At 43.1% G+C, this 23201-nt stretch carries 24 protein-coding genes and 1 tRNA gene; 13 read left to right on the forward strand and 12 right to left on the reverse strand.

What is annotated here, in order from left to right; genetic code table 11:
• Positions 1–54 precede the first annotated feature (54 nt).
• The 5 genes from QEP08_RS04565 to QEP08_RS04585 form a co-directional block, all read right to left on the reverse strand.
• A tRNA-Ser gene (locus tag QEP08_RS04565) sits at positions 55–144 on the reverse strand.
• Between the two features lie 94 nt (positions 145–238).
• A complete protein-coding gene (locus QEP08_RS04570) occupies positions 239–1231 on the reverse strand; it encodes a YihY/virulence factor BrkB family protein (RefSeq protein WP_285056215.1) in 993 nt (330 codons plus the stop codon).
• Positions 1232–1238: 7 nt separating this feature from the next.
• Positions 1239–1646 carry an acyl-CoA thioesterase gene (locus tag QEP08_RS04575; protein WP_285056217.1) on the reverse strand — a complete coding sequence of 136 codons (408 nt, stop codon included), beginning with the start codon at positions 1644–1646 and terminating at the stop codon, positions 1239–1241.
• Positions 1647–1649: 3 nt separating this feature from the next.
• Positions 1650–2708 (reverse strand): endolytic transglycosylase MltG, encoded by a 1059-nt coding sequence (gene mltG, locus QEP08_RS04580; protein WP_285056219.1) that lies wholly within the window; start codon positions 2706–2708, stop codon positions 1650–1652.
• Positions 2709–2726: 18 nt separating this feature from the next.
• A complete protein-coding gene (locus tag QEP08_RS04585) occupies positions 2727–3497 on the reverse strand; it encodes a PASTA domain-containing protein (protein WP_285056220.1) in 771 nt (256 codons plus the stop codon).
• A gap of 287 nt (positions 3498–3784) precedes the next feature.
• Between QEP08_RS04585 and QEP08_RS04590 the strand changes: the two genes are divergently transcribed.
• Positions 3785–4771 (forward strand): D-alanine--D-alanine ligase, encoded by a 987-nt coding sequence (locus QEP08_RS04590; RefSeq protein WP_285056222.1) that lies wholly within the window; start codon positions 3785–3787, stop codon positions 4769–4771.
• Positions 4772–4859: 88 nt separating this feature from the next.
• Here QEP08_RS04590 and QEP08_RS04595 read toward each other — a convergent pair whose 3' ends face one another.
• Entirely contained in the window at positions 4860–5621 is a 762-nt protein-coding gene (locus tag QEP08_RS04595) for a DUF3575 domain-containing protein (protein WP_285056223.1), read from the reverse strand.
• A gap of 105 nt (positions 5622–5726) precedes the next feature.
• Here QEP08_RS04595 and QEP08_RS04600 point away from each other — a divergent pair, with 105 nt between their 5' ends.
• Positions 5727–6305, forward strand: coding sequence for a Crp/Fnr family transcriptional regulator (locus QEP08_RS04600; RefSeq protein WP_285056225.1), 579 nt, complete (start codon positions 5727–5729; stop codon positions 6303–6305).
• Between the two features lie 120 nt (positions 6306–6425).
• Positions 6426–6833, forward strand: coding sequence for a DUF983 domain-containing protein (locus QEP08_RS04605; protein ID WP_285056226.1), 408 nt, complete (start codon positions 6426–6428; stop codon positions 6831–6833).
• On the opposite strand, the gene QEP08_RS04610 is transcribed toward QEP08_RS04605, so the two are convergent.
• Complete coding sequence (locus QEP08_RS04610; protein ID WP_285056227.1) at positions 6823–8250, reverse strand: MATE family efflux transporter; 1428 nt, start codon at positions 8248–8250, stop codon at positions 6823–6825. The two genes, QEP08_RS04605 and QEP08_RS04610, sit on opposite strands and share 11 nt — an antisense overlap.
• Before the next feature lie 470 nt (positions 8251–8720).
• On the reverse strand, positions 8721–9158 hold the full coding sequence (locus tag QEP08_RS04615) for an acyl-CoA thioesterase (protein WP_285056229.1): 438 nt from the start codon (positions 9156–9158) through the stop codon (positions 8721–8723).
• Between the two features lie 106 nt (positions 9159–9264).
• Here QEP08_RS04615 and rpsO point away from each other — a divergent pair, with 106 nt between their 5' ends.
• The 6 genes from rpsO to QEP08_RS04645 all read left to right on the forward strand — a co-directional run bounded on the left by rpsO (position 9265) and on the right by QEP08_RS04645 (position 17131).
• The gene (gene rpsO, locus QEP08_RS04620) at positions 9265–9567 is read left to right on the forward strand and encodes a 30S ribosomal protein S15 (RefSeq protein ID WP_285056230.1); all 303 of its coding nucleotides are present in this window, start codon (positions 9265–9267) and stop codon (positions 9565–9567) included.
• 152 nt (positions 9568–9719) lie between these two features.
• Positions 9720–11867, forward strand: a complete 2148-nt coding sequence (gene pnp, locus QEP08_RS04625; protein WP_285056232.1) for a polyribonucleotide nucleotidyltransferase — start codon at positions 9720–9722, stop codon at positions 11865–11867.
• A gap of 120 nt (positions 11868–11987) precedes the next feature.
• A complete protein-coding gene (gene rpe, locus QEP08_RS04630; RefSeq protein WP_285056233.1) occupies positions 11988–12659 on the forward strand; it encodes a ribulose-phosphate 3-epimerase in 672 nt (223 codons plus the stop codon).
• A 7-nt stretch (positions 12660–12666) separates the two neighbouring features.
• Positions 12667–15057, forward strand: a complete 2391-nt coding sequence (locus tag QEP08_RS04635) for a TonB-dependent receptor (protein ID WP_285056234.1) — start codon at positions 12667–12669, stop codon at positions 15055–15057.
• Between the two features lie 47 nt (positions 15058–15104).
• Positions 15105–16169, forward strand: coding sequence for a 3-phosphoserine/phosphohydroxythreonine transaminase (serC, locus tag QEP08_RS04640; RefSeq protein WP_285056236.1), 1065 nt, complete (start codon positions 15105–15107; stop codon positions 16167–16169).
• A gap of 11 nt (positions 16170–16180) precedes the next feature.
• Positions 16181–17131, forward strand: coding sequence for a D-2-hydroxyacid dehydrogenase (locus QEP08_RS04645; RefSeq protein ID WP_285056238.1), 951 nt, complete (start codon positions 16181–16183; stop codon positions 17129–17131).
• 193 nt (positions 17132–17324) lie between these two features.
• Here QEP08_RS04645 and QEP08_RS04650 read toward each other — a convergent pair whose 3' ends face one another.
• From QEP08_RS04650 to QEP08_RS04660, 3 genes are read right to left on the reverse strand one after another with little or no spacing between them, the layout of a single operon-like run.
• Positions 17325–17468 carry a hypothetical protein gene (locus QEP08_RS04650; protein WP_285056239.1) on the reverse strand — a complete coding sequence of 48 codons (144 nt, stop codon included), beginning with the start codon at positions 17466–17468 and terminating at the stop codon, positions 17325–17327.
• A 9-nt stretch (positions 17469–17477) separates the two neighbouring features.
• Positions 17478–18032: a hypothetical protein gene (locus QEP08_RS04655; protein WP_285056241.1), complete on the reverse strand. Its 555-nt coding sequence runs from the start codon at positions 18030–18032 to the stop codon at positions 17478–17480.
• A 49-nt stretch (positions 18033–18081) separates the two neighbouring features.
• Entirely contained in the window at positions 18082–18861 is a 780-nt protein-coding gene (locus QEP08_RS04660; RefSeq protein WP_285056242.1) for an SAM hydrolase/SAM-dependent halogenase family protein, read from the reverse strand.
• A gap of 102 nt (positions 18862–18963) precedes the next feature.
• Between QEP08_RS04660 and QEP08_RS04665 the strand changes: the two genes are divergently transcribed.
• The 4 genes from QEP08_RS04665 to QEP08_RS04680 are packed head-to-tail and all read left to right on the forward strand — an operon-like array spanning position 18964 to position 22237.
• Positions 18964–19935 carry a PhoH family protein gene (locus QEP08_RS04665; protein WP_285056243.1) on the forward strand — a complete coding sequence of 324 codons (972 nt, stop codon included), beginning with the start codon at positions 18964–18966 and terminating at the stop codon, positions 19933–19935.
• Positions 19936–19940: 5 nt separating this feature from the next.
• Positions 19941–20891: a phosphoribosylaminoimidazolesuccinocarboxamide synthase gene (locus QEP08_RS04670; RefSeq protein WP_285056245.1), complete on the forward strand. Its 951-nt coding sequence runs from the start codon at positions 19941–19943 to the stop codon at positions 20889–20891.
• Positions 20892–20939: 48 nt separating this feature from the next.
• Complete coding sequence (locus QEP08_RS04675) at positions 20940–21326, forward strand: STAS domain-containing protein (RefSeq protein ID WP_285056247.1); 387 nt, start codon at positions 20940–20942, stop codon at positions 21324–21326.
• Entirely contained in the window at positions 21326–22237 is a 912-nt protein-coding gene (locus QEP08_RS04680; RefSeq protein WP_285056249.1) for a ribonuclease Z, read from the forward strand. Before QEP08_RS04675 ends, QEP08_RS04680 begins: the two co-directional genes overlap by 1 nt.
• Before the next feature lies 1 nt (position 22238).
• Here the strand turns inward: QEP08_RS04680 and QEP08_RS04685 are convergent, their stop codons facing one another.
• On the reverse strand, positions 22239–23192 hold the full coding sequence (locus QEP08_RS04685) for an MlaD family protein (protein WP_285056250.1): 954 nt from the start codon (positions 23190–23192) through the stop codon (positions 22239–22241).
• Positions 23193–23201: the final 9 nt, after the last annotated feature.

Genomic DNA, 23201 nt, shown 5'->3' on the forward strand with positions numbered 1-23201 from the left:
AAAAAGCCCCTAGATTGACTCTAAGGGCGATTTAAGTGTTTGTTTGATGCAAACTGGCGGAGAGTGGGGGATTCGAACCCGCGGATGCTGTTACACATCAACAGTTTTCAAGACTGCCGCAATCGACCACTCTGCCAACTCTCCGGCGCAAAAGTACAAATACGGCTTGAATCTGCAAACAATGCGATAGATTTTTTAATGAAAAATTGATAAATGCTTAAAACTGAGTAAGTAAAATTTACTTCCGCTCCAGTTTATCGGTCGCAGGGGCCGTTTTTTTGAACAAATTGAAGTTAGGCTTGATGATCTTTACACTGCGTTTGGACAGATCTACACTGGCATTTAATTCAAAACCTACCAGTAATATCAGGGAATTCAGATATAGCCAGATCATAATTACGATCAGCGTACCTATAGAGCCGTACACTTTATTGTAGGAACTGAAATTATTGATGTAAAACGAAAAGCCCCAAATGGTCAGGAAGGCAAGAATGGTCGCCAGCCAGGAACCCGCACTAAAGAACTTCCATTTTTTTGCATGTGCAGGGCCGTATCTGTACAAAATAGATATCGTTACGAAATAAAGTATGCCCAATAGAGCCCATCTGGTCAGCTGGATCGCAAAAGTTGTCAGCGCATCTTTGATGTTCAGTTCTGTGTCTATATAATTAAGGGCAATTTCACCGATTGTCATCGCTACAATGCAAATGATCACGGAAAAAGCAATGACTAGCGTCAGCGCGACCGCCATGAGACGCTGTTTAAGCCAGCTGCGGGTCTCTATGATCAGGGACGACTTATTAAAGGCCATCATGAGGCTGTGTACGCCGTTTGTAGCAAAGAACAACGATAATATAAAACCAAAAGACAATAACCCGCTGTTTTGCTTGTTGACGATCTCATCCAGTGTCGTATTGAATGCCCCGTAGGCATCGGCCGGCAGTACCAGGATGATCAGTTTCATTAACTGTTCCTGAAAGCCAATACTTTTAGGGATAAAAGGAATCAACGTGAAGAGAAAGATAATGGCCGGGAAAATGGCCAGCATAAAATTATAGGCCAGCGAAGAAGCCTTGTTCACCAAAGAATCTTTGCCAATCTCTTTAAAAAAGAAAGTAGCGACAGTATATAGCGGCAGTGGACTAAAACCCGGCAAAACACATACTTTAGTCCAGTCAATAAACATAGCATAAAGTTTGATTTTCAGCAGCTGATTATGTACCCACTCCATCTAATCTTTAGTTAAAATATTTCCTAAGTTTCTCCATGAACTCTACAGGAGCGGGACAAGGCCTGTTTTTATCCCTGTCAATAAACACCAGGGTCGCATTACCTGTATTGACCAAATCGCCGGTTTCATTAAAAAGTTCGTACTCAAACCTGATCCGCACACCTGGCAATTCGTTTACCGAGGTCACGACAGTGATCTCCTGATCATACAATACAGGCTTTATAAACTTACAATTCAGCTCAAGCACCGGAAGCATCACGCCGTCGCACTCCATCGTTGCGTAACTCATGCCCAGACTGCGGAGCATTTCAACCCGGCCTACCTCATAGTACGCGGCATAATTGCCATAGTAAACATAGCCCATCTGGTCCGTTTCACTGTATCTTACTCTTATCTTGGTGCTGTGTGTATACATGATTTATTTGTAAATGTTGCGTTTATTTAAAGCGTCACGGTATTTTTTTGCATTTCTTTCATGGTCCTGCACAGTAATTGCGAAATTGTGGTAGCCGGAAAAATCTTCCTTAGCGCACATATAAATGTAGTCATTGTCATCCCTGTTCAGAACAGCATCTATCGCATTAATACTGGGCATCATGATAGGCCCCGGAGGTAAGCCTGCATATTTATAAGTATTATATGGTGACTGGACGCCGAGCAATGCATTAGTCACACGCTTTACCGTAAAATCGTCATTGGCGTAAATCACAGTCGGATCAGCCTGGAGCAATATCCCCTTATTTAAACGGTTCAGGTAAAGACCGGCAATAATGGGCATCTCTTTATCATACAATGCTTCTGCATCAACAATAGAAGCCAGAATTGAGACCTGCACAGGCGTAAGGTTTAAAGCCACCGCCTTTTGTTTCCGCTCAGTATTCCAAAACTTAATATATTCATCGTGCATCCTTTCAAAGAAATCCGGGGCAGAGATATTCCAGTACATCTCATAGGTATTTGGGATGAACATCACATAACTGTTGTCTTTTGTGAAACCATACTTTTCTATTAGAGCGGCTGAATCCAGAAGATTGATGAAAGTCAAAGAATCGGGTTCCAGATTTCTGGACAAAAAGGCCGCAAAATTCTCTTTCTTACGGATGTTCTGAAATTTCAACATCACGGGATCCTGATTTCCGGCTTTCAGCATGTTGATGATACGGCGGTTGTTCATGCCGATTAACAGTTTATACCTTCCTGGCTTTAAGGCTCCCGGAAGTCCCATCTTTTCTGCAGCTGCAGTAAAAGAACTGATGTCAGTCAGCAGATCCCTGAACCTGATCTCCTTATACAAATCATCAATTTTGTAACCGGTTCTTACATAAAGGTATTTTTCCTTGCCTGTTGTATTGGGTGCAAAATAGGTTTTGTACAATTTAAGTCCGTAGTATCCGCCAACAGCCAGAACAGCCAGTATAAGAGCGATTATTATTTTAGGGCCATTTCCGGAGCTCTTCTTATTTTCTTCGTTTGACATATAGAAAGGTCGTATATATTATTTTTTGTTGGATAATGTAATGTTAACCGGCGTTCCGATCCTTACCTTGGCTATTGAATCCGTGACCATGGGATCCTGTTTGATCACAACCGCCGTGGCAGAATCTGTGATCGCTCCCTCATAGGTAACAGTACCCAAACTCAGCATAGCGCCATTCCTTATGGCAAACAAGGCCTCATCCTTAGTAAGACCCAGCAGGGTAGGAATGTCCACTTCTTCACTGCCTTTGCCGTCACCCAGTAAAAAGTCGATTCTTGATCCCTTAGGGATCGTTTCCCCGGCCTTTATCGGTTGTCCGCCAAAAGAAACCTGCAGTACAACATCTCTGCTTACATCCGGTTTATAAGTAGTATCCCCAAGTTTCAGACCAAAACTTTCAATGATGGCCTGCGCCTGTCTTAAAGATTTGAATTCGACATCAGGAAGTTTGACATTTGGCGCTGTGTTCATACTCACAGTAAGGTAAATCGTACGGTTATCTTTCACAAAGGTCCTTGCATCAGGATCCTGATCTATCACAGTTCCCGCTGGAGTGTCCATAATATAAACCGAATCCACTTCATATCTGAAACCAAGTTCCTCGAGTTTGCTCACCGCCTGGGTAAAAGACAAACCCTTGAGTGCCGGAACATTCAGCCCCTGTCCATGCTTGGTATAATACCTCAAGCTAAAGAACGCAATGAAAAGCAATATCGCGACAGTGATTACAGCAGCGATAAAGTTATTTCTAAAAGAATTTGTTTTAAGATAAGATATGAATTTGCCCATGCGTTTTTTATGCTGAAAGTATGTCGCCCAAATTTAGATTAAAAAAATATTTAATTGGAATTAAAATGACAAAGCACCAAGTAATTTATATTTTTGGGCTTCGTGGGTATTGTCATCCTGAATGATTGCTTATAGCTAAAGCGATCGTCATCCCGTCTTAGTGAGGTCGCCCTTTCTATTCCGGGATACCAGCCTTCGCTGGTACGACGACCGTGTTAATATGATGTTTAAGCAGCTTATTTTCTGACGATGATTTAAATAATATATATCCCTGGACAGATCATAACATGAAGAAAACAATAGCATTACTTACCGGAGGTACTACAGGAGAATGGGTAGTATCTGTTAAAAGCGCAGCCACTATCGCCCAGAATCTGGACAATGACAAGTTTGAAGTTTATAAGATCATGCTGACCCAGCAGGGCTGGTTTTATGAGCCGGCCGATTCGGTAAAAATAGAAGTAGACCGTAATGATTTTTCTTTGACCATAAAAGGCAGGAAGATTAAGTTTGACGGGGTATTTATTGCCATTCATGGCTCACCTGGTGAAGACGGTAAGCTGCAAGGTTATTTTGATATGCTGGGTCTCCCATATACGACCTGTGATGCACTTACCTCTGCCGTAACCATGAATAAAGGGTACACCAAAGCCATAGTCAGTGACATCGCGCAACTGAACATCGCCAAGTCTGTACAGATCTTCAAAAATGGCAATTACAGCAACACCCAAATAAAAAATGACCTCAAACTGCCTTATTTTGTCAAACCAAACAATGGGGGCAGCAGCATTGGAATGACTAAAGTCAATCACGCCGATGATCTGGAAACTGCCATAGAAAGGGCATTTAATGAAGATTCGCAGATTCTGATCGAGGAATTTATATCTGGGAGGGAATTTACTGTAGGCGTAGTAAAGCTCGACGGAAAGATCACTGTGCTCCCGGTTACAGAAGTAGAAACAGCCAAAGAATTTTTTGATTTTGAAGCCAAATATACACCTGGAGTAGCTACCGAAACTACACCCGCATTGTTAAGAACAGAAACCGTAGAAAGAGTAGGAGAGATCGCTGCAGCAGTATATGCCAGGTTAAATTGCCGTGGGGTAGTCCGCATTGATTTCATCCTGTCCGGAGACGAAGGCGATTTCTATTTTATAGAGATCAATACCATTCCCGGACAGACCGCAACAAGTTTTATTCCTCAGCAAGTCGCGGCGATGGGTATAAAACTGAATGATTTTTATACCAAACTGGTCAGAGAAACCATTGGGTAACTCAGGAAATTATAAGAAAAGAAAAACACAAAAAAGGGGCCTAACGCCCCTTTTTTGTTGCCTGTGTTAAAACAGATAAGCTATTTGTTTAAAAGCGGAACCCGATGCACAGTCCGGCCCTCAGGCCAGCCCATGGGCCATCAAAATCTACTTTAACACCATTGCCGTCGACGGTAGATTTGGTATCGACCAAAGGAAGATCTTCCAGGTCTTTCAGATCTTCCCGCAAGACTTCCTGCTCCTGGGCACTCAGCGTTTTCTGACCAGAAATACTGCCCGATGTGCTGCCATAGTTCGGGCCAAGGATCCACCAGTCCAAATGGATTTGTTTGCCCAGTTTCCATTGTGCACCAAATAACAAACCGCCGGTAATGCTGTTCACATTGCCGCTCAGCGGAATTTCGTCGGTCATGCCGTCGATGTCATATTTATAGGGAACCTCCGCTGAATACTGTGCGTACCTGACGAAAGGGGCAATGTAGAAACCCTGAAACACATTTTTGCCCATGTAAAATCTGATTTCAGGTGTGATGGCAAAATTCCCGGTCTTAAAATCCTTGATGCTTTCCCAGGTATCGTCGTCATCAATGGCATTTTCCAGTCCGGATTTGAAAGGCAGATTTGATTTTGGAGCAAACCTCAGACCACCAGCGACCGAGATCTTCCTGCTGATCGCACGTTCATATTGGAAAGAGAAGTTTTTCAGCAGCAGTGCGCCAACATTCCATTTGACCAGGTTTTTACCGTCCTGACCCGGGTTCACGTCTTTTTGCGCAATACTGGTCTGAGAGAGACCGGCTGTCAGCAGCAATGCCAATAACAGCGTTTTTTTTGTAGAATTTAGATGCATATTAATACTTTGTTATGTTTTTGTCCGTACAAGTTATATATAATGCAATGATAAAACCAACAGGCAGAAAAATTTTTTAATTTATCTTTACCTTCTAATTCAGTCATGATCAAATACCTGCTCGATAACCATTATAAAATAACAGTGTACAAAAAAGGCGAGGTGATTTATCGTGCCCGGACCATGCCCAGGGCAGTATATTTCATCAAAAGCGGTAAAGTAAGCATGAATACAGTCAATGCCGAAGGCAGAGAATTTATACAAGGTATATTTAAAGCAGGCGAGTATTTTGGTGAGCCCGCCTTGCTGCTCAATAAAAAGTACCTTGCCAACACGATAGCGACGCAGGATACGGAAATTATAGCAGTGAACCGGGAGCAATTTCTGAAGTTACTCGAAGAAGACCGCGCTTTTAGCATGGACTTAATCCAAACCATGAGCAGCCGCCTCTTTTACAAATCAATGATGCTTGAGGAACTGGCCAATGAGCAGGCAGATCACAGGATCAGCACCCTGCTGAATTACCTGCTGGCTGAGATGCATCATGGCGAAGCCCTCAAACTGACCCGGCAGCAGCTGGCCGACATGAGCGGGCTCAGGGTAGAAACAGTAATCCGGACTATAAAGAAGCTTTCTGATCAGCAGCACTTTAGACTCATAAAAGGCAAAATATTTAAGCTGTGATATGACCTTTATATGACCCGGACAATCCAGATTATGATCTGTATCATAAATAAGGATTAAATACCTCCTTACCTTTGCTGTGTCCGGTCCATGGGGGATTGGATTTAATTTTGCAGATCAATGAAAACCATTTCTAAATTAGAAGCTGTCATTTCCTGTAAATGTCCGAGATGCAGACAGGGAGCTATTTTTTCCGGTAGTATGCTATCGGTCAAAGGACAAGTTACCAATGAGTATTGTCCGCATTGTCAGCTTCGTTTTGAAAGAGAACCCGGATTTTTTTATGTAGCAATGTTTATCAGTTATGCCCTGAATGTAAGTGAAATGATCACATTGGGTGCCGCTGCTTATCTTTTTGGCCTGGAGCTCACCTATGAAAATCTGTGGGCATATGTAGCGATAACCATTGGAGGCGTATTGTTGTTCGCCCCCTTTAATTACCGCTACTCCCGCGTGATGCTGTTACACTGGCTTACCCCGGGATTAAAGTATATGCCTGAGACCGCTGCAGGGCCGTCTAAACCTTAATGGTCTTCCACCTGCCTTTTTTAAACAAGATATAACCGGCTAAAGCAATACCTGATTCGGCAACAGGGATCGCAATGAAAACCCCTGTCGGACCAAGTTGAAAATATTTCGCCAGCAGGTAGGCCATAGGGATCTGAAACAGCCAGAAGCCGAAGAAATTGACCCATGTCGGCGTCCAGGTATCGCCGGCACCATTAAATGTGCTGATCAAAACCATACCCATGCCATAAAATAAATATCCGATGCTCATGATGTGCAAAGCATGCTGGGCGACCTCCTGGATCCGGACATCATTACTAAAAAAGGAAATGAAATAACGTCCCACTCCAAACGTAATGAGCATTACTGTACCCATATAGATCGCGACATACTTTGCGGTCTTAAATACGGATTGCTCAGCCCTGTCCAGATGTTTCGCACCCAGGTTTTGTCCCACAAGTGTCGCTGCGGCATTGCTCATTCCCCATGCCGGAAGCATAAAAAACATCATGAGTCTTAATGCGGTCTGATAACCTGCTGAACCATGGTCGCCGCCGGTTGTAGCTACCAGTTGGGCCAGAAAAATCCAGCTGCAGGAAGCGATGACAAACTGAAAGATACCCGGAGTCGCGATCTTTAACAAAGCTTTGATTTGTGCCCACTGCGGTTTGAAGTAGGATAAATGGATCTTCAGCTGATTTTTACCGTTGGCCAGGTGATAGACCTGGTAACAAACACCTATGCCCCTGCCCATGCTGGTAGCCATAGCGGCACCAGTAAGCCCGAATGCGGGAATAGGCCCGAAGCCATTAATGAAGACAGGGCATAGTATAATGTTGGCAATATTTGCAATCCATAAGCTTTTCATAGCTATGGCTGCATTACCTGCGCCCCTGAAGATACCATTGATCAGGAACAGCAGTACAATAATGATACTGCCGCCCATCATGATCTTAATAAATGGAGTACCCTGCGAAGCAGTTTCTGCAGAGGCGCCCATTAACAACAGGATATCCGTTGCATAAATGAAACCGGCGATACTAATGAGCAGGTTGATGGCGAAAGCGATGATCACTGCCTGTATACCAGCCCTGGCGGCGGCTTCAGGGTTTTTTTCGCCGATACGTCTTGCCACTACAGCAGTAGCCGCCATGCTCATGCCTATGGCAAGCGAGTAGATCACTGTAAGTACGGATTCTGTTAAGCCCACAGTTTGAATGGCATGGCTGCTGTTGTGCAGGTGACCTACGAAATAAAGGTCTACCAGTGCAAAAACGGATTCCATAGCCATTTCCAGCATCATAGGTATGGCCAGCAGGACTACCGCTTTGCGGATACTACCTTGTGTAAAGTCGAGTTCTTCGCCTTTGATGGCTTGTTTAATAAGATTAAAAATTTGAGATAGCTTGCCCAATGAAGCTGTATTCTGTTCTGACATAAAATAGGAAATAAAAACAAATAAAATAAACCGTCATCAGCCCTGAATTGCTGAATCTGTGATGCTGCGGAAAGGTGGAGCCCTTGGTTCTTAGAACCTCAAACGGACTGCAAAGATTTTCATCGTTCTGCGGTTTTTGTTTGTAAGGTAACAAATATAGAATTGTTTTTCTGACTACAATAACATTTTTTATTTTTGTAGAATGTTTATTTAATGTTTAAACATCTAATCTAAGCCGCCCCCTCCCCAGGCATATTTAACTTCACTGCAGTATATGGGTTGTACTTGTGTAGTAAGTGCGTTCGTACTGAGTACGTGGTGAGTGAACCCTGAATGCACGGTGAGTACGCCTTTTTTCTAGAAAAAAGGCGTACTCAGGGCGTACTCACCGCGTACTCAGGGCGTACTCAGTGTCAACACATGTACCACACATGTAGGAACAGCAGGCAAGCCAGGATAAAAGAATTAAATCAGATGCTGTAAGCGCTGATCATGTCGTCGCTGACTTTGCAGCCTTTGCCGGTATGGATATCAATCATCACATAGTCGAACCAGCCGTCGGCGGCAATCTTGCGGGTACGCTTGTTTTCAATTTCAAACTGTACCCGGCATCCCTTTTCGTTGATGGTCAGGATACCGGTGCGTACAGCGATGATATCGCCCAGCAGGAGCGGGCGTTTAAAATCTACAAGGGCGGTGCGGACCACCCAGCCGTAGCCGCTTTTCAAAAAGGACTCCATGGGCATTTTGTAAGATTCCGCCATCTGGTCATACCTTGCTGCAAGCACATAATCAAAGTATTTGCTGTTGTGGACATGGTTGAACATGTCGATGTCATCCGGACGGACTTTTAATTCACTTTCGAATATGCTGTACTGGGTTTTTTCCATGATCTGGTAGTTGCGCATACAAACTTAATATAAATTGATTTACATGGAGATGTTGTTAATCTTTAAAACTTAAAGTATCTTTGCAGCAATTAATTAATTTTATACACTTTAGTACCATTCAAGAATGTATTTAAGTAAAGAAAAGAAGTCCGAAATCTTTAAACAGCACGGAGAAGTAGAAACCAACACAGGTTCAGCAGAAGGTCAGGTAGCGTTATTTACATATCGTATTGCGCACTTAACAGAACACTTAAAGAAAAATCGTAAAGATTTCTCTACCCAGTTGTCACTACAAAAATTAGTAGGTAAACGCCGTGGTATCCTGGCTTACCTTTACAAAAAAGATATTGAGCGTTACCGTGCTATCATTAAGTCATTAGGACTTAGGGATATCATTAAACCTTTGGGGTCGAAAGACAGCAAATAAGCGTAATTATATCAGGAAAAGCCATTCTTCAGGGAATGGCTTTTTATTTTAAAAAGATAAAACTGGGTTTTTTATCTAAGTTTGAAAAAGTAAATACACATATATATAAATCCGGTGTGTAAAAGAGGAAAACACACCACAACTAATTTTAAATGAATGTAATAAAAAAATCGTTCGATCTGGGCGACGGAAGAACAATCGAAATTGAAACCGGTAAGTTAGCTAAGCAGGCGGATGGTTCAGTAGTAGTGAAAATGGGTGATACCATGCTTTTGGCGACTGTAGTTTCTACAGTGGGTGCGAAGGCTGGTGTTGATTTTTTACCTTTATCAGTAGATTATCAAGAAAAGTACGCTGCCGCCGGCCGTATCCCTGGTGGTTTCTTACGCCGTGAGGCAAGACTTTCAGATTATGAAGTTTTGATCTCCCGTTTGGTAGACCGTGCTTTGCGTCCGATGTTCCCGGAAGATTATCACTCTGATACGCAGGTAATGATCTCTTTGATCTCTTCCGATAAAAATATAATGCCGGACTGTTTAGCCGGATTAGCTGCTTCTGCTGCTATAGCAGTTTCAGATATCCCTTTCAACGGACCAATCTCTGAGGTACGTGTGGCAAGGATTGACGGCAAATTTGTTATCAACCCTTACGTGAGTGATCTGGTGCGTGCTGATATGGAGTTCCTTGTTGCCGGTACCGAAAACGACATCGTAATGGTGGAAGGTGAGTGCGATGAGATCTCAGAAGCTGAAATGGTTGAAGCGATCGAGTTTGCCCACAAAGCGATCGTGGTACAGGTTCAAGCCCAAAAAGAACTGGCTGAACTGGTAGGTAAAACTGTAAAGCGGACTTATTCCCATGAAGACAGCAATCCTGAATTAAGAGAGCAGGTTTTTGCTTATGCTTACGATAAAGTATATGCAATTGCAAAAAGCAATACCAGTAAAGGTGAGCGCGGGGATGCATTTGGTGCGGTGCTGATGGACTTTATCGCCACTTTGGGCGAAGATATTGATGACGTAACCGGTTTTCTTTCAAAAAAATATTTCCACGATGTACAATATGATGCGATCCGTAACCTGATTCTGGACGAAGGTATTCGTTTAGACGGCCGTGATGCACGCACAGTGCGTCCGATCTGGAGTGAAGTAGGTTATTTGCCTGCAGCTCACGGTTCTGCAGTATTCACACGTGGTGAGACACAATCATTGACCACGGTTACTTTGGGATCTAAAGATGATGAGCAGATGATTGACGGTGCTTTCATCAACGGATACAATAAGTTTCTGTTGCACTACAACTTCCCTGGTTTCTCAACTGGTGAGGTTCGCCCGAACAGGGGTGCAGGCCGTCGTGAGATCGGTCATGGTAACTTGGCAATGCGTTCTTTGAAGAAAGTTTTGCCAGGTCTGGAGGAAAACCCATATACGATCCGTATCGTTTCTGATATCCTGGAATCTAATGGTTCTTCATCTATGGCTACTGTTTGTGCAGGTACACTTGCGCTGATGGATGCCGGTATCAAGATCAAAGCACCGGTATCCGGTATAGCGATGGGATTGATCACTGATGAGAAAACAGGTAAGTATGCGATCCTTTCGGATATTTTGGGGGATGAAGATCATTTAGGTGATATGGACTTTAAAGTAACCGGTACTGAAAAAGGTATCGTTGCTTGTCAAATGGACTTGAAGATCAATGGCTTGAAATGGGAAGTATTGACCAACGCCTTGAATCAGGCTAAAGAAGCCCGTTTGCATATCCTGAACGAGATGAAGAAAACCATTTCTGCACCTCGTGAGGATTACAAAGATCACGCTCCGCGTATCGTTTCACTGAGTATTGATAAAGAATTTATTGGTGCGGTAATCGGGCCAGGCGGTAAAATTATCCAGGAAATGCAACGCGAAACCGGTGCTTCTATCTCTATTGAAGAGGTTGGAAACAAAGGTATCGTCGAGATCTTTGCGGATAACAAGGCTGCTATTGATGCTGCGGTAAGCCGTATCAATGCAATCGCTGCTAAACCGGAGATAGGTGCTACTTACCAGGGTAAAGTGAAATCTATCATGCCATTTGGTGCTTTCGTTGAGATCATGCCGGGTAAAGACGGATTATTGCACATTTCTGAAATAGACTGGACCCGTTTGGAAACAATGGACGGTGTGTTTAAAGAAGGTGATAAGATCGAAGTGAAACTTTTGGACGTGGATAAACAAGGTAAAATGAAGCTTTCCAGAAAAGCATTATTGCCTCGCCCTGCAAGGACAGAAGGATCGGCAGAGAATAAACCAGCGTAAGACGCTGCTGAATAATTTATTCAGCATAATAACATTACCATTTAGCCCCCGCAATTTGCGGGGGCTTTTTATTTACATGGGTTATTTATTTATCTTTACCTGATAAATAGCCCGAATGCCATGAAACACTTAATCGCCCCGTCTGTTCTTTCTGCTGATTTTGCCAATCTTCAGCGCGATGTTGAAATGATCAATTCAAGTGAGGCAGACTGGTTTCATGTGGACATTATGGATGGTACTTTTGTTCCAAATATTTCATTTGGATTTCCTGTCATGTCGGCTATTAAAAAATATGCGCAGAAGCCTCTGGACGTTCACCTGATGATTGTAAATCCGGAACATTATATCGAACGGTTTGCGGAAGCCGGTGCTGCTGTAATCACAGTGCATTACGAAGCCTGCACCCATTTGCACAGGGTGGTACAGTCCATTCGTATTGCCGGCTGCAAGGCTGGAGTAGCACTTAATCCGCACACGCCGGTTTCTTTATTGAAAGACATTCTTCCTGATCTGGATCTGGTCCTGGTGATGTCGGTAAACCCAGGCTTTGGCGGACAGCAGTTTATACCAAACACGCTGAATAAAGTGAGGGAACTGCGGGCGATGGCTTCACTGTTACATCCTGACCTGCTGATCGAAGTAGATGGCGGGGTGGGATTGCATAATCTTGAGATACTGATACAGTCCGGAGCCAATGTGTTTGTGGCAGGCAATGCGGTATTTGCCGCTGCTTCACCGCTGGATATGATCGCAGATATGAAAAATCTTGATGCGGGAATCATGAAACTCTAAGAAATTGATGCTCAAAATCCGTCTGTTGCTTTTTATGATTTTTCTTGGATTTGCCTATGTGCAGGCCCAGCCGGTAATCAAGGTGACAGGTACGGTTAAGGATGATCTTAAAAATCCGTTGCCAAAGGTTACTATAAGTATCCTGGGCCAGAACCAGTCTGCTATCTCAGACGAAAAAGGGGTTTATAACATTTATTCTACCAGTACTTTTTTTACTTTAAAGTACAGCTTATTAGGCTACAAGTCTATTCTGATTGAGATCAGGCAGGATAAGGCCGGCCGGATGGTTCAGGATGTGGTCATGACGGGGAATATCAATGAACTGGAGCAGGTAACCATTACCAATAAACAAAACCAGTTGAGTAATACCTCTATCATCAACATTACAGATGTTTCAGCAAGGCCTTCTGTATCTGGGAATTTTGAAGTGCTGCTTAAGACATTGCCTGGCGTGTCAGTAAACAATGAACTTAGTTCGCAATATAGTGTAAGGGGCGGTAACTTTGACGAAAACCTGGTTTATGTAAATGACATAGAGATCAGCAGACCGGTTTTAATCAGGAACGGGCAGCAGGAGGGTCTAAGTTTCATCAACAGCGACCTACTGAGTTCAGCCAAATTCTCTGCCGGGGGATTTGAGTCCCGCTATGGGGATAAGCTGTCCTCAGTACTGGATGTTCGTTATGACCGGCCGGACAGCAGCCAGGCCATACTAAACCTGGGTTTTCTCGGCGGGGCTTTTAGCTCAAAGATATTGAACAAAAACAGTTACCTGCTTGCGGGACTGAGGTATAAAAATAACTCTACTGTATTAAATAAACAGGACAACAGGGGCAGTTATGCCCCTAGCTTTACAGATGCGCAGCTGATCTATCAGTATAGTCTGTCTGAAAAGTTCTCCCTTAATTTCTTAGGCAGTTTCAATAGCGGCAGCTTTAAGCTGGTACCGGAAAGCCGTGAAACGAAGTTTGGTACGCTGAATACTTTGTTGAGATTGCAGACTGCCTACACCGGAGAGGAGGTAGATGATTACCAGTCAGCCGGGGCCGCGGTGACGGCGGTCTGGTTTCCTGAAGCCAACCTGTCGGTCAAATGGATCAACAGTTATTTTAATACGCTGGAACGTGAACGTATTGATATAGAAGGCCGGTATTTGCTGGACGAGCTTTATAATGATTCGGGAACGAAGGGCGCCAGGAGTAAAGCGACGGGGGGATATAACAATTATGCTCATAATAACCTGGAATCGGAAAGTTTTAGTTCAGAAATAAAGGCCGATCAGAATTATAACAGCCATGTGTTTTCTGCGGGGTTCAGGTTTGGAAACAAAAATTACAGGGATGAACTGACAGAGTACAGTTTGATTGATTCTGCGGGGTTTCTATTGCCGGGCAATGTTAAAAGTTTTTATCAGGATAATTTTATCGGTACCAAGAACAGGATTTCTATACAATATCTTACTGCATATGTGCAGGACAGCTATAAGGTGTCAGACCATTCTGACCTGCAGCTGGGTGTAAGGGCAAACTATAATTCGCTGAGCGAACAGCTGCTGCTGAGTCCAAGGCTGCTGCTCGCGTACCGCTCGCCCAATAACAATAAGATCTTCAGGTTTACAGCAGGGGTATACCAGCAGGCTCCGGATTACAGAAGCATCAGGGATTTTAACGCTGTGCCCAACCTGAATCAGCAGGCACAGCGGTCGTACAATACTTCGATAGGTCTGGATTATGCTTTCGATGGTTTGGGTACACGGCTCAAGTTTACCTCCGAGCTTTATTTTAAATTCCAGGACCGGCTGATCCCGTATATGATGGACAATGTGAGGATCAAATATCTGGCCAGGGAGCAGGCTAGTGGTTATACCTACGGAGCGGATTTCAGCATAGGCGGAGAGTTTGTAAAAGACCTGCTTTCTTATTTCAGGGTTTCCCTGATGAAGGCCAATCAGGACATCCTGGGAGATAATAAAGGTTATTTAAAAAGGCCAACAGACCAAAGGCTGAACTTCTCAGTTTATTTTCAGGACCGGTTGCTGAACAGCCCGACCTATAAGGTGCACCTGAACCTGCTTTATGGTTCTAAACTGCCCCTGGGAACACCGCTGGTGAAGCAATATTCCGACGATTTCAGCATCCCGGCATACAAGCGCGTAGATATCGGATTTTCAAAAGATTTTCTGGATGATCTGGTCTTGCGGAAGCCTGAATTTTTAGATAAATATTTTAGTTCGTTTTCTGCGCATCTGGAAGTATTTAATTTGCTGAATATCAATAATACGGTTTCTTATTTGTGGTTAAAAGATGTGAATAACGTACAATATGCCATCCCAAATTATTTGACGGGTCGTCAGCTGAACTTCAAACTCATCATAAAATTCAAGAATTCCAGACGATAAAATAGATAAAATTGCTAGATTTACATCCATTATAAATCACCATAAAAATGAGACACAATTTCGGCGCAGGCCCATGTATTTTACCTCAAGAAGTATTTAAACAAGCATCACAGGCGGTACTGGATTTTAAAGATGGTTTATCCATCCTGGAGATCTCTCACCGTACTGCTGAATTTGAAGCGGTAGTAGAAGAAACCGTTAAATTGATTAAAGAATTAATGGATGTACCATCGGGATACTCGGTTGTACTGTTACAAGGCGGCGCTAGTTTGCAGTTTTCAATGGTTCCTATGAATTTATTGCCGGAGGGTGGCACAGCCGCCTATTTGGAAACAGGAGTATGGGCAAATAAAGCGATCAAAGAAGTGAAAGTTTTTGGAACTGCAAATGTGGTTGCTTCTTCTAAAGAGGCTAACTTTACTTATGTTCCTAAAGATTATGTAATTCCTGAAGACAGTGCTTATTTTCATTGCACTTCCAATAATACGATATATGGTACAGAGCTGTTTAGCTTTCCAAAGACTAATGTTCCTGTAGTTTGCGATATGTCATCAGACATCATGAGCAGGGTAATTGATGTTTCCCAGTTTGACCTGATCTATGCCGGCGCCCAAAAGAATATAGGGCCTGCGGGACTGACTATCGCTATTGTTAAGGATGAAATCCTTGGTAAATCGGGCAGAAAGCTCCCTTCGATGCTGGACTATAAGGTTCATATTGACGGCGGGTCAATGTACAACACACCTCCGGTGTTTTCTATCTATGTGGCCATGCTCAATCTGAGATGGCTTAAAGCTAAAGGCGGTGTTGCGGAGATTGAAAAAGAAAATAAAGCAAAAGCTGAAGCATTATACAAAGAGATTGACAGAAATCCACTGTTTAAAGGAACCTGTGCGGTTGAAGACCGTTCCAGGATGAATATTTGCTTTGTAATGGAAAATCCGGAACTGGAAAAACCATTCCTGAAATTTGCCGAGGAGAATGGCGTTGAGGGTATAAAGGGACACAGAAGTGTGGGCGGTTTCAGAGCGTCAATTTATAACGCGCTGCCGATCACCAGTGTTCATGCTTTAATAGAATTAATGCAGATTTTTGCAGAAAAACACCAATAAAATATAAATTAATGATTAAGATACTTGCAAACGACGGGATCGATCCGGTCGGTAAAAAATTACTGGAAGAGGCGGGCTTTGTTGTTGATACAGAAACTGTTGCACAAGATAAATTGGCTGAGGCATTGCTGAATTACGATGGGATCACCGTACGCAGTGCTACCAAGCTTCGTAAAGAACTGATTGACCAGGTTCCTAATATCAAGCTGATCGGCAGAGGCGGTGTGGGGATGGACAATATTGATGTCGACTATGCGCGCAGTAAAGGCATAGCGGTAGTGAATACCCCGGCGGCTTCTTCTTTGTCTGTAGCTGAGCTGGTATTTGCGCACTTGTTTACAGGAATTCGTTTCCTGCAGGATTCAAACAGGAAAATGCCTGTTGAGGGTGCTACCAAATTTAATGCGCTGAAAAAGGCTTATGCCGGTGGTGTTGAGCTGCAGGGTAAGACCATGGGTATTATCGGCTTTGGCCGTATAGGCCGTGAGACTGCCAAGGTTGCTTTAAGACTTGGGATGAATGTGCTGGCTTACGATCTTTTCCCGTCTGAAGGTACACTTCCTTTGACTTTCCAGGGCGGGGTTTCTGTAGAGATCCCTTTCAAAACGGTTTCATTGGATGAGGTGATCTCCGGGAGTGATTTTATCAGTTTGCATACGCCGTTTGCGGATAAGCCAATATTGGGTGCGGAGGAATTTTCAAAAATGAAGCCGGGTGTTGGTGTGGTAAACTGTTCAAGAGGCGGTACTATTGATGAGGAGGCGTTGATCGCTGCTCTTGACAGTGGTAAAGTTGCTTTTGCCGGATTGGATGTTTTTGATGATGAGCCTACGCCAAGGGCGGGAATTTTGCAGCATGCAAAGATTTCGTTGACTCCGCATATCGGGGCCGCAACAAATGAGGCGCAGGAAAGGATAGGAGTTGAACTGGCTACTTTGATTATTGAGCATTTCAATAAATAGTAGAACATTTCAGTAAATAAGGGACTCACATTCCAATAAGTAAGAATAAGACGGGATAGTACCCGGTTAGTACGATCGTCATTGCGAGGTACGAAGCAATCTCAGTGTAAATGCTGACGGTAGATAGCTTCGTACCTCGCAATGACGATTTTTTATATCAAATGTTAGTCTGTCAGAAAGGTAAACTGACTGCCTACAAAGATCGTGTCAATGCCCAATAGCGATAAGCTAATATTGCTTTTTGCAGCATAGTCAGTTTCATCGGATCTTTTTGATAGAGACTGGGCAGCACCGCCTTATTGATCTTTACCAATATTTTAAAGAACAGCTTTTTCATGCGGTACCATTAAGATTGTTTTGCAACTTTAAGCTTGTTTCTGAAAAAGTATATGGTACCCAATAACGCAATCACTGACAGGACAGCGATGCTGACCGATAGTGTCCGTCCGCTTTTCAGAGTTTCTGCTTCCTTTTTGAGGAGTTCATTCTGGTCCTGAAGCTTTTTGATGGACAGCCTATAATTTTGAATCCGGCTATTGGTACTGTTTGCATTACGCTGGGCCTGCTGCACTTCCTGGTCTTTGTAATTCATCAGTATTTTCAGCTCCTTAAAAATATTGTTGTCGTTAAGTACGATCTGTCTCAATATCTCATTGGAATTTTTAATATCCTGCTTGGTTTGAAAACCAAAAATGCCTGTACGCTGATCTAAACTCTGATCATATTGCCCAAATTTGTTACTGCGTTCTGTGAGTAAGGAGTTTACTTTTAACCGCTGGGTTTGATAAGCGCTGGTGTCGGCCTGAAACGCCCGGGCTGAAAATGAGAAGCCGTAGGTGCACAGGAAGATGGCGAAAAAGGTCAGTACCGGCAAGCGCAGGAAAGATAACAGTTTGATCATACCAGGGTCTTTTAAATAATTATAAGCAAACTCTATGCCCTCATTGCTTTTATGGATGGAATTCAACCCGGATAATATCACTGAGGTGCAGGCCCAGTAGTCCGCTAGCTTTTCCTTTGTTTATGGCAATTTCAAGGTGATTGCTAATTCCGAACAGACAGAGTTTTTCGCCCTCAGGTACCTCATTATAATGCCAGCTGAGCTGGGTAATGGTTTCGCTTTTTCTGAAATAAAGTGTAAAGTCACGATTCCTCTGAATCCTGGTGAACAGATCTTTGGTGATGTTTGTAATCACATTGCAAAAGGTATCTATGTAAATGACACTTCCGCGGATGATGTCGCGCTCGATGACCGGGTTTAAAAGCATCCTTTGCTCTATGCTGTCTGTTGGCACACCGATATCTTTCAGTTTGGATCCCCTGGCCAGGTGTACCGCGGCTTTCACAAATATATCGACCAGCGGAAAGTGCAGGTATTTGAGATCCTGCATGATGTTGAGCTCCACGAGTTCATCTGGTTTTTCATCAAAAAGCAAAGAAAAAATACCATTGTCCGCCCCGACAAAGAAGTGGTCACGGTATTTTAAAGCAATGTATTTTGTGTTTTCACTGAATACAGAGTCGATACCGATCAGGTGCACTGTGCCTTTTGGAAAATAAGGGTATACATTTTTAAGGACGAATGCTGCATAAGAAATATTAAATGATGGCACCTCATGTGTTACGTCAACAATATTGGCTGTAGGTAAGATGCTCAGAATGCTTCCTTTGAGTGCAGCCTGGTAAAAATCTTTAGAACCTAAATCTGTTGTTAAAGTAATAATAGCCATTAAAAATTGAATATTTATTCTTAATCTTGCGTAGGCGGCAAATCGCGTACAAATATTCAATTTTTAAATCAGAATATACACCTCAATCAAAAAAACAATATTTTGAACGAACTAAAATTAACATTAGAATCGGTAGATCCGGTACAGTTTTGGGGAGCAAATAATGAGCATTACGAGATCATCAAAAATGCTTTTCCAAAATTGAAAGTAGTAGCGCGGGGTAATGAGGTGAAAGTGCTTGGTGATGAACAGGAATTGAAAGTGTTTGAAAAAAAATACCATTACCTGATCAGTCACCTGGAGAAGTATAGTTCCTTGCTGGCAAGTGATGTGGAAAGCATTCTTGCTTCAAAAAAAATTGCTTCTGAAGATGAGGCTGCCACACCGGAAAAGACCGCCGGAGGAAATGGCGGAGGTGAGGTGATCGTTTTCGGAACAAATGGTCTGATGGTAAAAGCCAGGACTGCTAACCAGAGAAGAATGGTAGACAGCATCAATAAAAATGATGTGCTGTTTGCTATTGGCCCTGCCGGAACAGGAAAGACCTATACTGCGGTGGCACTGGCCGTAAGGGCATTGAAAAATAAAGAGATCAAACGGATTATACTAACGAGGCCTGCAGTTGAAGCGGGTGAAAACTTAGGCTTTTTGCCCGGAGATCTGAAAGAGAAGGTTGATCCGTACCTGAGACCATTATATGACGCTCTGGACGATATGATCCCTGCAGAGAAACTAAAGGTTTATCTGGAGAACAGGACGATTGAGATTGCGCCGCTTGCCTTTATGAGGGGAAGAACACTCGACAATTGCTTTGTAATTCTTGATGAGGCCCAAAACTCTACAGACCTTCAATTGAAGATGTTCCTGACGCGTATGGGCCCTTCGGCGAAGTTTATAGTGACAGGTGATGTGACCCAGATAGATCTGCCGAAAAAACAGATGTCTGGACTGCACAATGGATTGCGCATCCTTGATGGCATACCGGGTATAGACATCATTTACCTGACCGGTGAAGATGTGGTAAGACATAAACTGGTAAAAAGGATATTAAAGGCCTACGGAGATATACAGTAATAGAAATGACAGCAATAAAAGAGACAAATTTCAGCTTCCCTAAGCAGACAAATTTTTATAAGGGAAAGGTGCGTGATGTATACACCATTGACAACCGCTTTATGGCCATGGTTGTAACCGACAGAATTTCTGCATTTGATGTGGTGCTGCCGGAGGCAATTCCCTTTAAGGGACAGGTGCTGAACCAGATCGCTGCAAAGTTTTTGGCAGCTACGAAAGATATAGTCCCAAACTGGGTGATTGATACCCCGGATGAAATGGTAACGATCGGCCGCATTTGTGAGCCTTTCAAGGTCGAGATGGTTGTCAGGGGTTACCTGGCGGGACATGCCTGGCGTGAATACAGTGCAGGAAGGCGCAGCGTCTGCGGGGTGTCATTACCTGAAGGGTTAAAGGAAAACGACAAGCTGCCACAGCCGATCATTACGCCCACTACCAAGGCATCGGTAGGGCATGATGAAGACATTTCAAAAGAAGATATTTTAGCTAAAGGCATTGTATCTGTAGCTGATTATACCTATCTGGAAAATTATACTTACGCGCTGTATCAGCGTGGTGTGGAAATGGCTGCAGAACGTGGATTGATATTGGTGGATACAAAATATGAATTTGGTAAGGTGGGTGAGGAGATTTATCTGATCGATGAGATTCATACACCTGATTCTTCCCGCTATTTTTATGCGGATGGATATGAAAAAAGACAGGATGCTGATGAACCTCAAAAACAGCTGTCTAAAGAATTTGTACGCAAATGGTTAATAGAAAATGGTTTTCAGGGCAAGGACGGGCAGGTAGTTCCACTGATGACCCCTGAAATTGTCAATTCTATATCAGACCGTTATATTGAGCTGTATGAGCAGATCACGGGAGATACATTTGTGAAAAACGAAGCAAACGATGTGGTCAAAAGAATCGGACAAAACGTAACCGCGGCTTTGGGGCAGCTTTTGATTTAATATTGGTAAATTTTACTTATTTTCGTTTTTAATTCAATCATCAGTATCATGAAATTTTCAATAGATAAGCACGAAAAATATGTTGTTTTAGGAATGGATGAAGTTAAGTTTACTAACGAAAATACTCCTAAATTGAAATCTGAGTTCATTTTATTGAATGCAGAGGGTTTCCGAAATATAGTTTTGGACTTGTCATCCATCAAACAGTGTGATGATTCCCAGGATCTGAGCAGCTTGCTGGTAGGCGACAGGCTCTGTAAAAAAGCAAATGGCCTCTTTATCGTGACCGGTGTCAATGATGTGGTAGCTAAGATATTGAAAATGTCTAATCTGGATCAGTCCCTGACAATTGTTTCCAAACTGGATGAAGCTACTGATCTGATCTTTATGGATGAAATCGAGAAGGAATTGCTGGGTGGAGTAGATCTGGGTTAATGAAGTTTGAGGTTACCATTTTAGGCAGCAGTTCTGCTACTCCCGTACACAATAGAAATCCAACAGCTCAGCTTTTAAATTGTAATGAGAAGTTTTACCTGATCGACTGCGGGGAGGGCACCCAGCAGCAATTGATCAAATATGGCTTTAAGGCAAGTAAAATAGATTTTATATTCATCAGTCACCTGCATGGTGATCATTATTTTGGGCTGATTGGCCTTTTGTCCAGCCTGCATTTGAACGGACGCATCAAGCCACTTAAAATCTTTGGTCCGGCCGCCCTTCAGGAGATATTGGCATTGCAGTTTAAGTATTCAGAAACCGTGATCAGGTACCCGATAGAATTTGTAGTCACAGAAGCTACAGTGCCGGTACAGATATTTGAAAATAACGACCTGGTCGTGGATACCGTAATCCTGAACCATAGAATTCCATGCACCGGATTTATGTTTACCCAAAAGAAGCGTCTGCGCAAGCTAATCGTGGAAAAATTAGAGGCTGAAGGAATCAATATTGATTATTATCCCCTGCTAAAAAGAGGCATAGACCTGGAATTACCGGATGGCAGGATATTGTTAAACAGTGAATACACCACTGATTCAGATACACCTAGAAGGTATGGATATTGCTCAGATACCTTACTGGATGAAGGGTATTTTGAGAGTATTTCAGACTGTGATCTGCTGTACCATGAAGCTACTTTTTTGCATGAAATGCTCGACCGGGCCAATCAGACACATCATACCACTGCGCGGCAGGCCGGGGAGATCGCCAAAGCCACCAGGGCCTCCAAACTGCTGATCGGGCATTTCTCATCAAGATATAAGACATTGCAGGCACTTTTGGAAGAAGCCAGGTCTGTCTTTGAACAAACTGAACTGGCAATTGAAGGAAATACTTATACGATATAGTTTACTGATCCTTTTTACCTCCGCCACCAAATACTGAAAAATGAACATATCGCTTAGGATTTGCCTTTAGGTCGATCATCAGATTGTCCAGATTTTTAGAGGCATTGTTCAGGTTGTCGTATAGCTTGGCGTCATTTACGAGCAACCCTAATGAACCCTGACCGTTATTGATCTTGCCAACGATGGTCTGCAGATCAGCAACTGCTTTATTCGCATTATCCAGGGTTTGTTTGAAGTTCATTGCAGCCACCTGGTCTGTAACGGAATTGATGTTGTTCAGGATGGCGCTGATCTTTTGATTGTTTTGTTTCAGGTTACTTGAAATGGCTTCTACATTGGCCAGTATAGCAGAAACGCGTGATCCTTCAGACCCGACAAGGTTATCTACTTTTTTGGAAGTAGATTCCAGCGACGCAAGGGTAGACGATATGCTGTTGAAGCTTTTGTCCACATTCTTTTGGAAATTGGGATTGAGGATTGAGTTTACACTGGTTAAAATTGAATCCATCTTGCCAATGATCATTTCAGCTTTCTTTTGTACCGGCTGTACGGTTTCCAGTATGCCTTTTTGAACATTGGCATTTAAAGTGTCTCCGTCCTGCGCATAATCATCACCCGAACCCAGGGCCATAACTATAGCTTTACTGCCCAGCAGATCTGTACTTTCCAGTTTGGCGATACTGCTTTTTGGAATTTCATATTTGCCTTTGATCTTCAGCGTAGCTAAAATAGAGCCATCAGGCTGAAGCTGGAGCTTGTCTACACGTCCAATCTGAAAGCCGTTGATCAACACCGGCTTGGATACCGCCAGCCCGTCAACATGCGAATATCTGGCATATAAAACAGTCTCACTTGAAAATATGGCATTACCTTTTAAAAAGTTATAACCAATTATTAATAAGGCAATGGAGAAGGCTGCCAGTATGCCCACTTTGGTTTCGTTCGCTATCTTCATTTAAAGGAG

Source organism: Pedobacter ginsengisoli (assembly GCF_030244015.1).
GTDB lineage: Bacteria > Bacteroidota > Bacteroidia > Sphingobacteriales > Sphingobacteriaceae > Pedobacter > Pedobacter ginsengisoli.

What these genes read in the sequence shown, in the direction of transcription:
- QEP08_RS04570 (WP_285056215.1), bottom strand. Translation starts at nt 1,231, where the DNA reads ATGGAGTGGGTACATAATCAGCTGCTGAAAATCAAACTTTATGCTATG.
- QEP08_RS04575 (WP_285056217.1), bottom strand. Translation starts at nt 1,646, where the DNA reads ATGTATACACACAGCACCAAGATAAGAGTAAGATACAGTGAAACGGAC.
- mltG (WP_285056219.1), bottom strand. Translation starts at nt 2,708, where the DNA reads ATGTCAAACGAAGAAAATAAGAAGAGCTCCGGAAATGGCCCTAAAATA.
- QEP08_RS04585 (WP_285056220.1), bottom strand. Translation starts at nt 3,497, where the DNA reads ATGGGCAAATTCATATCTTATCTTAAAACAAATTCTTTTAGAAATAAC.
- QEP08_RS04590 (WP_285056222.1), top strand. Translation starts at nt 3,785, where the DNA reads ATGAAGAAAACAATAGCATTACTTACCGGAGGTACTACAGGAGAATGG.
- QEP08_RS04595 (WP_285056223.1), bottom strand. Translation starts at nt 5,621, where the DNA reads ATGCATCTAAATTCTACAAAAAAAACGCTGTTATTGGCATTGCTGCTG.
- QEP08_RS04600 (WP_285056225.1), top strand. Translation starts at nt 5,727, where the DNA reads ATGATCAAATACCTGCTCGATAACCATTATAAAATAACAGTGTACAAA.
- QEP08_RS04605 (WP_285056226.1), top strand. Translation starts at nt 6,426, where the DNA reads ATGAAAACCATTTCTAAATTAGAAGCTGTCATTTCCTGTAAATGTCCG.
- QEP08_RS04610 (WP_285056227.1), bottom strand. Translation starts at nt 8,250, where the DNA reads ATGTCAGAACAGAATACAGCTTCATTGGGCAAGCTATCTCAAATTTTT.
- QEP08_RS04615 (WP_285056229.1), bottom strand. Translation starts at nt 9,158, where the DNA reads ATGCGCAACTACCAGATCATGGAAAAAACCCAGTACAGCATATTCGAA.
- rpsO (WP_285056230.1), top strand. Translation starts at nt 9,265, where the DNA reads ATGTATTTAAGTAAAGAAAAGAAGTCCGAAATCTTTAAACAGCACGGA.
- pnp (WP_285056232.1), top strand. Translation starts at nt 9,720, where the DNA reads ATGAATGTAATAAAAAAATCGTTCGATCTGGGCGACGGAAGAACAATC.
- rpe (WP_285056233.1), top strand. Translation starts at nt 11,988, where the DNA reads ATGAAACACTTAATCGCCCCGTCTGTTCTTTCTGCTGATTTTGCCAAT.
- QEP08_RS04635 (WP_285056234.1), top strand. Translation starts at nt 12,667, where the DNA reads ATGCTCAAAATCCGTCTGTTGCTTTTTATGATTTTTCTTGGATTTGCC.
- serC (WP_285056236.1), top strand. Translation starts at nt 15,105, where the DNA reads ATGAGACACAATTTCGGCGCAGGCCCATGTATTTTACCTCAAGAAGTA.
- QEP08_RS04645 (WP_285056238.1), top strand. Translation starts at nt 16,181, where the DNA reads ATGATTAAGATACTTGCAAACGACGGGATCGATCCGGTCGGTAAAAAA.
- QEP08_RS04650 (WP_285056239.1), bottom strand. Translation starts at nt 17,468, where the DNA reads ATGAAAAAGCTGTTCTTTAAAATATTGGTAAAGATCAATAAGGCGGTG.
- QEP08_RS04655 (WP_285056241.1), bottom strand. Translation starts at nt 18,032, where the DNA reads ATGATCAAACTGTTATCTTTCCTGCGCTTGCCGGTACTGACCTTTTTC.
- QEP08_RS04660 (WP_285056242.1), bottom strand. Translation starts at nt 18,861, where the DNA reads ATGGCTATTATTACTTTAACAACAGATTTAGGTTCTAAAGATTTTTAC.
- QEP08_RS04670 (WP_285056245.1), top strand. Translation starts at nt 19,941, where the DNA reads ATGACAGCAATAAAAGAGACAAATTTCAGCTTCCCTAAGCAGACAAAT.
- QEP08_RS04675 (WP_285056247.1), top strand. Translation starts at nt 20,940, where the DNA reads ATGAAATTTTCAATAGATAAGCACGAAAAATATGTTGTTTTAGGAATG.
- QEP08_RS04680 (WP_285056249.1), top strand. Translation starts at nt 21,326, where the DNA reads ATGAAGTTTGAGGTTACCATTTTAGGCAGCAGTTCTGCTACTCCCGTA.
- QEP08_RS04685 (WP_285056250.1), bottom strand. Translation starts at nt 23,192, where the DNA reads ATGAAGATAGCGAACGAAACCAAAGTGGGCATACTGGCAGCCTTCTCC.